At 50.3% G+C, this 14,004-nt stretch carries 13 protein-coding genes and 1 pseudogene; all 14 read left to right on the top strand.

All coding sequences use genetic code 11. From position 1 onward, the window contains the following. Window positions 1–44: 44 nt before the first annotated feature. The 14 genes and pseudogenes from MKQ70_RS21930 (at window position 45) to MKQ70_RS21870 (ending at window position 13,994) form a co-directional block, all read left to right on the top strand. A complete protein-coding gene (locus MKQ70_RS21930) occupies window positions 45–524 on the top strand; it encodes a phage tail-like protein (RefSeq protein ID WP_248074387.1) in 480 nt (159 codons plus the stop codon). Between the two features lie 35 nt (window positions 525–559). Next, window positions 560–1,678: a hypothetical protein gene (locus tag MKQ70_RS21925; RefSeq protein ID WP_248074386.1), complete on the top strand. Its 1,119-nt coding sequence runs from the start codon at window positions 560–562 to the stop codon at window positions 1,676–1,678. Window positions 1,679–1,764: 86 nt separating this feature from the next. Then, on the top strand, window positions 1,765–2,463 hold the full coding sequence (locus tag MKQ70_RS21920) for a hypothetical protein (RefSeq protein WP_248074385.1): 699 nt from the start codon (window positions 1,765–1,767) through the stop codon (window positions 2,461–2,463). A 265-nt stretch (window positions 2,464–2,728) separates the two neighbouring features. Then, entirely contained in the window at window positions 2,729–4,060 is a 1,332-nt protein-coding gene (locus MKQ70_RS41395) for a T9SS type A sorting domain-containing protein (protein ID WP_248074383.1), read from the top strand. Between the two features lie 68 nt (window positions 4,061–4,128). Continuing rightward, window positions 4,129–6,165: a T9SS type B sorting domain-containing protein gene (locus MKQ70_RS21910; RefSeq protein ID WP_248074381.1), complete on the top strand. Its 2,037-nt coding sequence runs from the start codon at window positions 4,129–4,131 to the stop codon at window positions 6,163–6,165. 161 nt (window positions 6,166–6,326) lie between these two features. Continuing rightward, complete coding sequence (locus MKQ70_RS39190; RefSeq protein ID WP_282456657.1) at window positions 6,327–7,064, top strand: beta-L-arabinofuranosidase domain-containing protein; 738 nt, start codon at window positions 6,327–6,329, stop codon at window positions 7,062–7,064. Continuing rightward, window positions 6,991–8,183, top strand: a pseudogene (locus MKQ70_RS39185) (glycoside hydrolase family 127 protein); the annotation flags it as partial. The gene MKQ70_RS39190 and the pseudogene MKQ70_RS39185, both read left to right, overlap by 74 nt. A gap of 45 nt (window positions 8,184–8,228) precedes the next feature. After that, entirely contained in the window at window positions 8,229–8,711 is a 483-nt protein-coding gene (locus MKQ70_RS21900; RefSeq protein WP_504909776.1) for a discoidin domain-containing protein, read from the top strand. 330 nt (window positions 8,712–9,041) lie between these two features. Then, entirely contained in the window at window positions 9,042–9,593 is a 552-nt protein-coding gene (locus MKQ70_RS21895; RefSeq protein WP_248074378.1) for a sigma-70 family RNA polymerase sigma factor, read from the top strand. Window positions 9,594–9,604: 11 nt separating this feature from the next. Continuing rightward, complete coding sequence (locus MKQ70_RS21890) at window positions 9,605–10,087, top strand: FecR family protein (RefSeq protein WP_248074376.1); 483 nt, start codon at window positions 9,605–9,607, stop codon at window positions 10,085–10,087. Then, complete coding sequence (locus MKQ70_RS21885; RefSeq protein ID WP_248074374.1) at window positions 10,068–10,325, top strand: FecR family protein; 258 nt, start codon at window positions 10,068–10,070, stop codon at window positions 10,323–10,325. Before MKQ70_RS21890 ends, MKQ70_RS21885 begins: the two co-directional genes overlap by 20 nt. Continuing rightward, window positions 10,301–10,621 (top strand): DUF4974 domain-containing protein, encoded by a 321-nt coding sequence (locus MKQ70_RS21880; RefSeq protein WP_248074372.1) that lies wholly within the window; start codon window positions 10,301–10,303, stop codon window positions 10,619–10,621. Before MKQ70_RS21885 ends, MKQ70_RS21880 begins: the two co-directional genes overlap by 25 nt. Before the next feature lie 131 nt (window positions 10,622–10,752). Beyond that, window positions 10,753–11,100 (top strand): carboxypeptidase-like regulatory domain-containing protein, encoded by a 348-nt coding sequence (locus tag MKQ70_RS21875; RefSeq protein ID WP_248074370.1) that lies wholly within the window; start codon window positions 10,753–10,755, stop codon window positions 11,098–11,100. Next, window positions 11,055–13,994 (top strand): SusC/RagA family TonB-linked outer membrane protein, encoded by a 2,940-nt coding sequence (locus MKQ70_RS21870; RefSeq protein ID WP_308199514.1) that lies wholly within the window; start codon window positions 11,055–11,057, stop codon window positions 13,992–13,994. The genes MKQ70_RS21875 and MKQ70_RS21870 overlap by 46 nt, the downstream gene beginning before the upstream one ends. Window positions 13,995–14,004 lie beyond the last annotated feature (10 nt).

Below are 14,004 nucleotides of genomic sequence, written 5' to 3'. Positions count from 1 at the left end.
GGCGCGGCGTTTTCGCCATTCCCTAACTTGCAACTTCTATTTATATGCGTTTATCGTCGGTAGCCCGTTCCAGTGTCATTATCGGGCTTTGTGGTTTTTTATCCGCACGTGCTTCCGCGCAGCAATTAAAGCTGGGCGATAACCCCAGCGTTCTCAGACAAGACGCTGTACTTGAATTAAACAGCCCTAACCAGGGCCTGCTGCTTCCACGTGTGCTGAAGGCCGAGATTACATCCGGAGGAAAACTTTTTAATGCACCCAACGGTATGTTGGTGTATGTTACTGATGCCGCCGAAAATGCTATGTATGTCAAGCGTTTCGGTATCTGGCAAAAGGTAGGTGATTTTAGTGCCACTTCTATTTCGGGTGATGTGAGTGCTACAGGTACTGGTGCGATTACTACTACCATTGCCAACCAGGCGGTGACGTTCGCAAAAATGCAGAACATCAATACGCAACGGCTCCTGGGCCGTTATAGCCCGGCTACGGGTGCTATCCAGAAATTCAACTTGGTTCAAACTTAACGCTCAATACTTCAGGTGTTCTGTCTGCAAATAACATGTCTGCTTTATGGAACGCCAATAAATTACAGGGTGCAGATGTTGCCACTACGGCCCCGGCCAATGGCGATGTGTTGAAATACAACAGTACTACCAGTTCGTGGACGCCGGCGCAGGCCAGCGGTATTACATCCCTTACGGGCTCTATTATCGCAACGGGTAATGGCGAAGTAACAGCGTACATCCGGGATGGCGCGGTGCAGTATGTGAAAATTCAACAGATGCCCGGGCAAACACTGATGGGCAACTCGCAGACGGGCAATGCCGTAGTGGCGCCGATCTCCATCGGCGCGGGACTTACGCTAAATGCCGGTACCAGTGTGCTGTCTGCTGCCAATACTTCTGCATTGTGGAATGCCAATCAACTGCAGGGCCGCGATGTGAATAATACTGCTCCAACAAACGGGCAGGTATTGAAATGGAATGGCTCCGCATGGGCACCTGGGGCAGATGCTGGTGGTTCGATCACTTTGCAGGATGATATTACCGGCACGGGTACAGGCACCATTTCGACCACCATCAGCAATAAAGCAGTGACATACGCGAAAATGCAGGATGTAACGGGTTCCCGTTTACTCGGTCGTTATGCTACCACAGCTGGTACGGCGCAGGAAATTTCGCTGGGAACGACGATGTCACTGTCGACCGGCGGTGTATTGTCTGCCGCCAACACTACTGCTTTATGGAATGCTAACGAGTTGCAGGGCCGCGATATCGCTACTACAGCCCCAACCAACGGGCAGGTATTAAAATGGAACGGTACGTTATGGGCTCCGGCCGCGGATGCTTCCGGGTCGATTAGTCTTACGGGGCCAATAACAGGAACGAGTTCCACTGGTACGATAGCTACCACCATCACCGACGATGCTGTAACTTTCGCAAAAATGCAGGATGTTTCCACGCAGCGTCTTCTTGGCCGCTACAGTACCGGTACCGGCGATGTACAGGAAGTATCGCTTGGCGCTAACATGTTGCTCAATACTTCGGGTCAATTATCGGCCGATGCCAATAACGCATTGTGGAATGCGAATAAATTCCAGGGTAGAAGTATCGTGTCTGCCACGCCAACAAACGGGCAGGTATACAAATACAATACATCCACCAGTACCGGGAATTAGGGGATGACCTTTCCGGCGGCGCCACTTACGGCACGCTGGCCAATAACGATATCAGCCAGGCCGACGCTCCGGATGCATTTTCCCGCATGAAAATATGGGCCAGTCCTGTAACCGGCACAGTAACAAACGGTCCGGCCGGCACCGGTGCTTACTCCTGGAACGTGCTCTCTTTCCGCGGTGGTGGTTATACGACCCAACTTTATTTTGATAAGAGTACACTGGCGGTTAAGGAGTGGGGTGGCAATACCGCTACGCTGACGAGCAATGCAGATAACCCATGGTACAAGGTGGTATTGGTACACGGTAATACCAATATTGATGTGGGGGCTATTCCTTTCGGCGGTAAAACCACCGATGCGAGTTCCGAAGTAATGCAGGATGCTTCCCGGTTGTTCTGGAACAATACCAATAAGCGGTTAGGTGTAGGTACGAACGCGCCGAACAGTACCATGCAGGTAAATGGGTCGATCGCTGAAACACTCACTATCGTAAATAGTAACACCACGCTTACCGAATCTATCAACACGCTGGTGGTAAGGCGCACTGGCAGCGGTACCGCCAATATCACGGTCACCGTCCCTTCCGCCAGCACCTGCCCGGGTAGGATTTATACGATCATTAAAGACTATACCGGTGGCGTAAGCGGTAATCTCATCCTGTCATTTGCAAGCGGTGAAACCCCGGGTTTTCAAACTTCATACGGCAATAGCGCTGTAATTATCAAATTAATGTCGGTTGGTACGAAGTGGGCGAGAGTGTCTTATGTTGATAATGGCGTTTTTTAAACGCACAGTTAGATCAGATTATGAAAAGAATTTTACCAGTAATATTTGCTCTTTTAGGAGTGATAAGCGCTTCCGCCCAGCAGGGGATTTACATTCCTGCTGGTGGTAAAGTGGCCCTGACGGGGATATTACCGGTAAGTTTTTACCAGATACCCGCAATGATGGCCTGCTGGGCTCAAACTCAGGCTCCACGCTCTACTTCTTCGGACACCAATGGACCAACGGCGCTGCCGCCACCCTTACAAATGGCACGGGCGCCGGCGGTGTGTTCCGTTTTGCCGGCAATAACCCGGTAAATACCACTATCGGCCGGCAATTGCTTTTCGGTGGATATAACCTGGCTTCCGCCAGCGGCGCAAGTTTTCCGAACCTTATGGTGGATAATGACAGCGGTATAGAGTTAGGCGATTTGAATGATACTAAAATCAGGACCAACCTTCATTTTAATTCCGGCAACATTTATCTCAGCGGCTGGAACCTGGTAGTGGGGGATGGGAATCCCGGCAGCATTACCGGTTACAGGGAAAATGCATTCGTTGTAACCGGCGCCAATGCCGCCGGCGGTTTTCTGGTGCGCGAAAAAGTAGGAAACAGCTCCGGCAAAGTGGTATTTCCCATCGGCACCGATGCGACCAGCTATTCGCCGGTAGCCGTAGAACATACCGGCGCACCGGACGATTTCCGCGCACGGGTGTTCGATAACGTATTTGTTGCTGCCACATCCGGCAACGCACTGCTGGATACTTTTGTATACAAAACCTGGAACATTGGTCGTTTGAACGGTGGCGGCACCGGCGCAAATCTCACGTTTCAGCACATGAAGTCAATCGAGCTGCCCGAGTATGCAGCTAACCGCGACAACAGTATTATCAACCGTTTCATCAACAATAAGTGGGAGGAATTACCATTCCAGCAGCTGGCGGTTGCCGACGGCGATCTTTCGGCTAATGGCGTAAGCAGCAGCGCTACCATGCACACGCAATCCGACATTAAAGCGGTGGGGAATAATGAATATTTCATGAAGTCTACCCACAAAACAATACCCGGTAAACAGGTAATGTTCCTCCGCTTCATGGCGCAGCGTATATCCGACGGGCTGGTGGAAACCTTCTGGACCACCGGGTACGAACGCAATGTGTCGCACTTTGTACTGGAGCGCATGCTGGAACATGAAACAGCATACACCCCGGTAACGCAGGTGAAATCGGCCGCCGTCAATGGCAACAGCCGTGTTTTTATTAATTATTATTTTCTCGATCCCAATAGTTTCGATGGCTGGAGTTATTACCGTGTAAGAGCGGTGTTACGCAACGGTAACAGCGAATTCTCGGAAATACGCGCCGTGCCGCCGAACAAAAAGGTAGAGATCTTCCCGAATCCGAACTATGGCCAGTTCAAGATCAAAGTGCTGGGCTACCGTACACCGATGATCCTGCACCTGACCAACGTATGGGGGCAAGTGATCCGTGAATACCGTGTAAGATCAGAAGCTTCTATCGAAGTAACGAATATTGCAGCCGCCACTTACTTCGTGGTATTGTATGAAGAGAGCAGCAAACGCATCGTTTACCGAAATAAAGTGTTGGTGCTGAAGTAGTTGGTTTTTTCCGGTTATTATTGCTACTTTAGTTAGCGATAGTAACCGGAAACAACTTCTTTTTGCCCATGCTTAGACTTATTTGCCTGTGCCTCCTCATCTGCCTTTATGGCCTTTCTGCTATGGGGCAGGGCCAGGTGCCAGACCCGCCCGGCAATCCCTGTACCAATATTGGTCAGAATCCTTCTACCGCTTTCCCGGTATGTGGTACGCAGGTTTTTGCGCAGGCGTCCGTGCCTTCTTGCGGCGGCAACCGTGTATATGGCGCTAATTGCGGCGATATCCGGCTCGATGACCGTTTCCCTTACTGGTATAAATTCACCTGCTTTAAAGCCGGGACCCTCGGCTTCGTTATCACTCCCAATCAATTAACCGACGACTATGACTGGCAACTCTGGGATGTTACCGGCAAAGACGTAAACGACGTATATAAACGCGATAATAAAATGTTCGTGGCCTGTAACTGGTCCGGCGAGTCCGGCGAAACAGGGGCATCGGCCGCCGGCACGAATGTGAATGTGTGTGAAGGGCCTGGCAAGTCGCTTTACAGCAAAATGCCCACTTTGATAGAGGGGCATGAGTACCTGCTGCTCGTTAGTCACTTTACGCCCACGCAAACCGGTTATAAGCTGGAGTTTAAAGGTGGATCTGCCAGTATCACGGACACGCTTACACCGAATATTAAAAGCAGTGCATATCGCTGCGGCCCTTACACCATCACTGTAAAACTGAATAAGAAAATGCGCTGCGCCACCCTGGCGGCAGATGGCTCGGATTTTATACTCCCCGGCGGCGGAGCGGTGATCACAGGCGCAACTTCCGTATGTTCCGGGTTCGATATGGATTCGGTAGTGTTGCAACTCGATCAGCCGCTGGCGCCAGGCAACCACACGGTGCAGGTGCAAACCGGTTCGGATGGAAATACCATCCTGGATATCTGCGGCAGTGGCATTGCCGTAGGTACAAGCGTCAATGTATTCGTGGACAATTACCAGCATGTGCCGTATGATAGTCTGGCCCCGATAGCCTGTTCGCCCACACAATTGCGCGTGGTATTCCGGGATAACATCCGCTGCTCATCGGTGGCGGCTGATGGCAGTGATTTTATGCTGACGGGCAACCCGGCCGTTTGGATTACCGGCGCTACCACAACTGCCTGCAGCGATGGTCTTACGAAAGAAATTATATTGCACCTTAACCGTGCGGCCGATATGGCGGCGGCGTTCACCGTTACCCTGCAACGCGGCTCCGATGGCAACGTGCTTGTCAGTGAATGTCATGTTGAAACACCACCGGGAGGTTCCGAAAACTTTAATACCCTGCCGCCGGTGAAGGCTGATTTTACATACAATCTCTCGCTGGCCTGCACCGGTAATGCTGCCGGCTTCTTCCACGACGGGAATAATTTCACCAACAGCTGGCGCTGGTTTGTAGATGGGGAGTTGGATAATTCCCTTCAAAACCCGACGATCGAATTCAAAGACGGCGCGTCCAAAGAGGTGGTACTGGCCGTGAGCAACGGCCTGTGTTACGACACGGCCTACCAGACCCTCACGTTCGCCAATTACCAGTCTGCCGAATTCAGCATCGTGAACAATATTTTATGTCCTGCCGACCTCGGTATGTTCAAAAACCTGAGTACGGGGAATATCATCAGCTACCGCTGGGAATTTGGTAACGGTAAAACCAGTGACCAGAAAGAACCCTGGCCGCAAACTTACACGGACCGGACCGCCCGCGAGCGCCTGGTGCCCGTGCTGCTCATCACCGAAAATGATTATAATTGCCCGGATACCGCCACGCATTTCCTGACACTGGTGAACAGTTGCCACACCGATGTGCCCACCGCGTTTACGCCTAATGGCGACGGGCAGAATGACTTTTTATACCCGCTGAATGGTTATAAAACAAAAGACCTCGATTTCCGCGTTTTTAACCGCTCCGGCAACGAGGTGTTTCATTCCACGAGCTGGACCGACAAATGGGACGGCACCATCAACGGGCGGAAGGCCGACGTAGGCACCTACGCCTGGATGCTGCGGTACACCAATAAAGAAACAGGGGAGAAGTTCTTTTTAAAGGGAACGACCGTATTACTCAGATAGTCAAGCGTATGTAAAACACTTTACCATTCCACCGTCTTTTTTGCCAATTGTACCGAATAGACTAAATTCTGGTCTTTAATGGTTAAAATACGGTTTGCCTATGCCGTAACATTCGAATACTTTTATCATCTGCTATGAACAAAAAGAAAATTTTTTTGAGTATGAGAATAATTGTCGTACTGACAATAATGTTGTCGGTGTTGGGTTCCGTCGCTTTTGCGCAGGATTATCCCATTAAGCCAGTGCCCTTTACGGCCGTGAAAGTAACGGACGATTTCTGGGCGCCCCGCATTATGCGCAATTACAAAGTGACGATTCCTATTGCGCTGGAACAGTGCTATAAGACTGGTCGTGTCGATAATTTCCTGATCGCGGGCAAACTGAAGAAAGGCAAATTTTTGACCGAATATCCGTTTGACGACACAGATATCTACAAAATATTGGAAGGCGCCAGCTATTCTTTGCAAACATATCCCGATAAGCAACTGGAAGCACAGCTCGATACGCTGATCTACTATATCACCAAAGCACAGGAGCCCGATGGTTACCTTTTTACCAACCGCACCATCGCAAAAGATTCCGGCCGACTGCATGCGTGGGTAGGTAAACAGCGCTGGGAAAAAGATCCCGACCTGAGCCACGAGCTGTACAACAGCGGTCACCTGTATGAAGCGGCAGTAGCGCACTTCCAGGCAACCGGCAAACGGTCTTTGCTGGATGTGGCGACTAAAAACGCCGACCTGGTATACAAAGATTTCGTGGTAGGCGGATTGAAATACTATCCCGGTCACCAGATCATTGAAATGGGCCTGGTAAAACTGTACCGTGCCACTAACAATAAGAAATACCGGACCTTGCCAAATATTTCCTGGACATCCGCAAGGGGGCAGCGAGTATAGCCAGTCGCAGCAACCGGTAACGGAGCAAACGAAAGCTGTTGGACACGCTGTACGCGCTACTTACATGTATAGTGGCATGGCGGACGTGGCGGCGCTCACCGGCGACAAGGCCTACATTCACGCCATTGATACCATCTGGCACGATGTGGTAGATCATAAATTGTACCTCACCGGCGGCATTGGTGCAGAAGGTGGTCACGAGGGTTTTGGCCCGGATTATTCCCTTCCGAACATGAGTGCGTACAATGAAACCTGCGCCTCTATCGGTAACATTTACTGGAACTACCGTTTGTTCCTGCTGCATGGCGATTCTAAATATTACGACGTGTTGGAACAGGTTTTATATAACGGTATGATTTCCGGCGTATCGGCAAAAGGCGACCGCTTCTTTTATCCGAACCCGCTGGAATCAATGGGACAGCACGCCCGCAGCGAATGGTTTGGTTGTGCCTGTTGTCCGAGTAACGTATGCCGTTTCATTCCTTCTGTGCCCGGCTATATGTATGCTACGGGTAAGGACCGCATTTATGTGAACCTTTATATCCAGAGCAACGCAGATATCAACCTGGGAAAAAATAAAGTGAAACTGGCCCAGCATACAGCGTATCCATGGAACGGTAAAATTGAGTTCGATGTGGATCCTGCTAAAGCGGCTACTTTCGATGTAGCGGTGCGCGTACCGGCCTGGCTGAGTGATGCGCCGCTGCCTGGTGGCCTGTACAACTACGCTACGCCTGAAAAGAAAGCCTACACCATCTCTGTAAACGGTAAAAAAGCCGATGTAAAGGTCGAAAATGGCTACGCCATCATTAAAAGAAGCTGGAAAAAAGGGGATAAGATCAGCGTAGACTTCCCGATGGACGTACGTTATGTGAAAGCCGACGATAAAGTGAAAGCCGATCTGAACAAAGCGGCGCTGCAACGCGGTCCCATCGTGTACTGCTCGAATGGCCTGACAATAACAATATCGAAGTGCGTCACCTGTTACTGAACGAAAGCAATCCCGCTACTGTAACATATGACGGACAGCTGCTCAATGGTCTGAACGTAGTGAAAACCGCTGCGCTCACACAGGAGATCAATGCAGAAAATAAGGTAGTGGACAAAGAAGCTACGGTGACCGCTATTCCCTACTACGCCTGGGCGAACCGCGGTACCGGCGATATGACCGTATGGGTGGCAGATAAACCGGGCGGCATGGTGCCTTTAAAGCCTGCGACCATCGCTTCTAAAAGCAAAGTGTCCGGGTCGCTGCGCAATAAAGCCATTCGTTCGCTGAACGATCAGCTGGAGCCGGCTAATTCGCATGATGCCAGCATCCCATACTACCATTGGTGGCCGATGAAAGACACCACGCAGTGGGTGCAGTATGACTTTGAAAAGTCGTCCAAAGTTTCCGGTGTGGAAGTATATTGGTTTGATGACAGCCCCTGGGGCGGTTGCCGTGTACCGGCTTCCTGGAAAGTGTTGTACAAAGACGCCCAGGGCGAATGGAAAGAAGTAAAAGCTAAAACCGCTTACCCGAGCGAAAAAGATAAATTCAATACCCTTGATTTTGATCCGGTGGAAACTTCTGCACTACGTTTGGAAGTACGTTTGCCGAAGGAACATGCTTCCGGTATTATGGAGTGGAAAGTAAAGGGGTAACGCTATTCCTGTAAAGATGAAAGGGCTGTGCTTTTGCGCGGCCCTTTCCTTTTTTGGTGCCGTCGTTTAGTTTTAGACAGGGGAAGCGTATGCTTGAGGTCGGCAGGCGATGGTAAACAGCAACTGTTACGCGCAAATTGGAACGGAAATTTACCAGGCTGTGTGCATTCCTCCAGCCGAACGGCGTTTAATTCCTATCCTTTTCTTCAGATATTTAGGAAATTCCCGGGTATTTATTATTTTAAGGTTATCATATCAACCAGAATGAACGATTTCCTCACCTCTTTTATAATTTTATCGCGGTTTTAACTTTTTAAACGGTTGTTTAAAATGGACAGGGTATCTGAACTGAGAAATAATAGTGAGACGGCATTTGAAAGCATCTTCGTTGAGTACCGCTTTCCCTTATACAGTTTTCTGCTCCGGAAGATTGCATCGGATTTTGTAGCGAGAGAAGTGGTACAACTCACATTTATCAAACTTTGGCGTTACCGCCATCACTTAGACCCCAATATGGATATAGCCATACAGCTTTTTCGTATGGCTAAAACCACGCTGATAGATGAATTGCGCAAAATACAGGTGCGCGAAAAGCATTATGCTGCCATGCCTTTACCGGCCGTGGCTACCGATCATGTAATGGATACCGTGAACTGCAACGACGTGAAAAATCGCCTCGCTAAGTTACTGGAGCTGTTGCCTCCCAAACGTCGTGAGGTATTCGAACTGAGTCGTTTGCATTGCCGCAGCAATAGTGAAATCGCAGAAATTTTATCCATTTCCCCTAAAACAGTGGAGAATCATCTGACCCTTGCCCTGCGTTTCATCCGGCCTTTTTTCAGTTGTATATTGATAATATTTGCTAATCTTGTAATGCTGTAACCGGCATTTTCATGAAAGATCATCACCTCCATACAGACGAAGCGCAAAAAGCGAAGGACCTGGCCGCACTCGACCGCCAGCTCCGGGATAAAGCCGTGAGCCTGGACGATTATCTGGATGAAAATGAATGGAAACAGTACCTCGACTCCGGTAATGCCGGTCGTAATAAAGACATTCCCGGAGATAGTTACCGCCCGGTGTACAACGCCTCCGTACGTAAAACCCGGCGCGCGCAGTTGTTATATAAAGGCGTGGGGGTGATACTGCTGCTCTGTATTTGTGGCGGCGCGTTTTTCTTCCTCGCCAACAATCATCAGCCTGCCCCGTCGCTGGCGTTCGATCATACGAATACAACTGCCGGTCCGCAGCGCATACAACTGCCCGACGGTTCGGCCGTAGTGCTGCAACCAAAAAGTGAACTGCATTATGCAGGCGACTACAACGTTACTGCGCGCGATATTCAATTAACCGGCGATGCCGAGTTCCGTATTTAAGGACGATAGCCGCCCGCTGACAGTGTATTGCCGCGATATTGCGGTAACTGCACTGGGTACCCGTTTCCGGCTGGCCGGGCATGCGCCGCAGGTGTTCGTGCACCTGTACGAAGGTAAAGTGCGTGTGCGCGATACCGCCAGTATGGCCACACCTGTGTACCCGGCGCCGGGTGAAAGTGTCGCGTACCTGTCTGCAGAAAAAGATTTATCCCGGTGGATATCGACGGACTGCCATTGAAACCGGTGGCGCTGAACGTGACCAAACCCGGTATTAAAGTGAAGAAGCTGCCCGAACCCGTACGCAGCAGCACTTACCTGAGTTTCGAAAATACTTCCCTGGGCGAAGTGTTCGATTACCTCGCCGAACATTATAAAGTGGAAATCCGCTATCCGACCGATGCGGCCATCTTCTCCAATACCTTCGTATCCGTAGACGCCAGGCTGCCGGTCGGCAAAATCCTGGAAAATATTTGTCTCGCTAACCGCCTGAAAGTGAAAGCGGTAAGTGAAACAGTCTACATCATCTCCAAATAATTTTAAAAACGATTAGGGGCAACGCGATTTGTAAAACGTAATCCAGTTGTGTTTCTTTAAAAACTCAAACTGCTGTTATGTTCACAACGCTACCACGTCGGGCCGGGCTCTTTTGCCTTTCCCTATTATTAGTGCTAACGACGGGAGTTTTCGCGCAGGACCAAAAAGCCACTATTGAAGGGGTGGTAACGGACGATGCCGGCAAACCTTTGCCCTTTGTATCCGTACTGGCGCGTAACTCCGAGTCTAAAAAATCCTATCCTGCTATTTCTGACACGCTGGGCCGCTTCAGCTTCGCCAACATGCCGGTGGAAGGGGCTTATAGCTTCGACTTTTCGTCCTTTGGTTACCAGAAACGCTCCGTTACCGGTTACGTGCTGAAATATGGCGTACCGAATACCGTGATGGTAAGTCTCGCGATCGATGAATCTAAATTGAGCGAAGTTGTGGTCGTAGGGTATGGTACCCAAAAAAGGTAAACCTTACCGGTGCGGTAAACCAGATTTCCGGTGATGAACTGCGCGATCGCCCGCAGACCAATATGTCGTCGCTCCTGCAGGGAGCCATGCCTAACCTGAATATTCGTGTTGCCAGTGGTACACCCGGTCAGATGGGTTCATTGAACATCCGTGGTGTTACGTCTATCGACGGTAGTAACGGTGGCGCCGTGTCCAGTGGTCCGCTGGTACTCATTGATGGTATTCCCGGTACCATGGACCGCCTCAACCCGGAGGAAGTAGAAAGTATTTCTATTCTGAAAGATGCTGCCTCCGCCGCTATCTATGGTGCGCGCGGTTCGTTTGGTGTGATACTCGTAACCACCAAAAGCGGCAAGTCCGGTAAAACAGTGGTGCGTTACAATAACTCTTTTGCCGTATCTACGCCTACAGTCAGCACTAACTTCATGACCAAAGGTTATGACTGGATGAGCCTGATGGACCGCTCCCTGTACTACATCGGCGGTTATTCCGGTTATACAGAACGGGATTATGAAGAATTGCTGGCCCGTCGTAACGATAAAACAGAAGATCCTTCCCGGCCCTGGGTAACGGTACAGAACCGTAATGGCCGCGATCAATATGTGTATTATGGTAACTACGACTGGTGGGATATCATGTTCACCAAATGGCAGCCGATGCAAACGCATAACTTAACGCTGAGCGGTGGTAATGATAAAGTGAACTTCATGATCAATGGTAACCTGAAAGCGAAAGACGGTATCATGCGGGTGCAGACCGACAAGTACAGCTCTAAAACAGTACGCGCCAAGGTAAGTGCACAGCTGTATCCCTGGCTGAAGGTGACGTCCAATACCAACGTATATCATTCCAATTATCAATACTACGGCCGCGAGGGTGGTGGTACGGCCAACTTTACGCATATCAACGTGCACGCATCCCCTGCTTACGCTCCTTACAATCCTGATGGTACCGCATCCTATATTTCGGGTTTGAACGCCTATGATATCGGCGATGGTATTTTCGCGATGCTTATTAACGGCAACAGCAAGGGCGTTGACCGTAAACTGGAACTGACCTCCATCAATGAAATGGTGATCACGCCGATTAAAGACCTGAACATTACCGCGAACTACAGCTACAATATGTACACCGATCCGAACTTCTATCGTGCGGCGCCGGCTTACTATTCACTGTACCCCGGCGTGGTAACGATGACCCCGAAATACAGCACGGACAAGCTGACGGAGTCACAGCAGTTCAACCAGGTGCATGTAGCGAACGTGTATGCGGACTACGCGAAAACATTCGCCAAAGTACACAATGCGAAACTGATCCTGGGTTATAACCAGGAACTGAATCGCCCTAAAAAGATTACCGCTGCGCGGATGAATATTTCTTCCGAAGACCTGAACGACCTGAACCTGGGAACGGGTGAACAAACCGTATTGGGCGGCAGCAGCGAAACGGCGCTCATGGGTATGTTCTACCGCTTTACCTACGATTATAAGAGCAAATACCTCGTGGAGGCTAATGGTCGTTTCGACGGTTCCTCCCGCTTCCCTAAAGGAGATCGCTGGGGTTTCTTCCCCTCGGTTTCTGCGGGATGGCGTGTAAGTGAGGAAAACTTCTTCCTGCCCCTGAAAAGCAATAACCTGGTAAGTGAATTGAAGTTGCGTGGATCTTACGGTTCACTGGGTAACCAGTCCATCGGCGGTGCTTATCCGTACATTTCCACGATGGCGCCGGGTACCGCTTCTTACCTGCTGGATGGCGAACTGGCTAAATACTATGGCGCACCTGCACCGGTTTCCGGCAGTTTAACCTGGGAAAAAGTAACTTCTTATAACATTGGTGTGGACGTTGGTTTCCTGAAAAACCGTTTAACGGCGAGCTTCGACCGTTACATCCGCAACACCAGCAATATACTCACCAACGGTATCGTACTGCCCGATGTATTCGGTGCAACCGAACCGGTCGTGAACGCGGCTTCGCTGCGTACAGAAGGTTTTGAGCTCACGTTCGACTGGCGCGACCAGTTCCCGGTAGCCGGTAAAACGTTCCGTTATCACGTCGGCGGTGTACTGTCCGACGCACGCTCCCGCATTACCAAAGTGGTGAACAACGAGAACTCTCCCGCACTGATCACTGGTTTGTACGTGGGTAAAGATATCGGTGAGATCTGGGGTTACGTAACAGATGGTTTCTTTAAAACCGATGCGGAGGCAAAAACATATCCTGTTGACCAAACATGGTTGAATAAAATGCGCGTGGATAATAATATACCGCTGCGTGCAGGCGACCTTCGCTGGGTAGATCTGGACGGTGACGGCAAGATTACCAACGGTAACGGCAGCTCACTGGCTAACCCCGGTGACCAGCGTGTAGTAGGTAACTCTACGCCGCGCTACCAGTATTCTTTTAACATGGATGCAAGCTGGAACAACATCGATATCTCCGCCTTCTTCCGGGGTTTGGGTAAAATGGACTGGTACCCGGGCAACAATGCCGACCGTTTCTGGGGCCCTTATTCCCGTCCGTACTTCTCCTTTATCCCGGAAGATTTTGAGAAAGATGTGTATTCCGCTACTAACAGGAACGCCTATTTCCCGAACCTCCTCGCTTACGTAGCATTGAATGCGAATAACGAGTTGCGTGCCACGAATAACCGCTACATGCAGAACCTGGCCTACCTGCGCCTGAAGAACCTGTCGCTCGGTTATACATTGCCCGCGCGCCTTACCAGGATGGCGAAAATTCAGCGCTTCCGCGTATTTGTGAGCGGCGAAAACATGTGGACCTGGACGAAACTGCGCACCAAGTACATCGATCCCGAACAGGCTATGGCGAACATCGACGGTCGTGTGTACCCATTCTCTAAAACTTATGCCTTTGGCTTTGACGTTACCTTCTAAAACAGTAGCC

The organism is Chitinophaga sedimenti (assembly GCF_023156195.1).
Classification (GTDB): domain Bacteria; phylum Bacteroidota; class Bacteroidia; order Chitinophagales; family Chitinophagaceae; genus Chitinophaga; species Chitinophaga sedimenti.
Note: the sequence above shows the minus strand (reverse complement) of the source record. Positions and strands in the feature narration are given on the sequence as shown.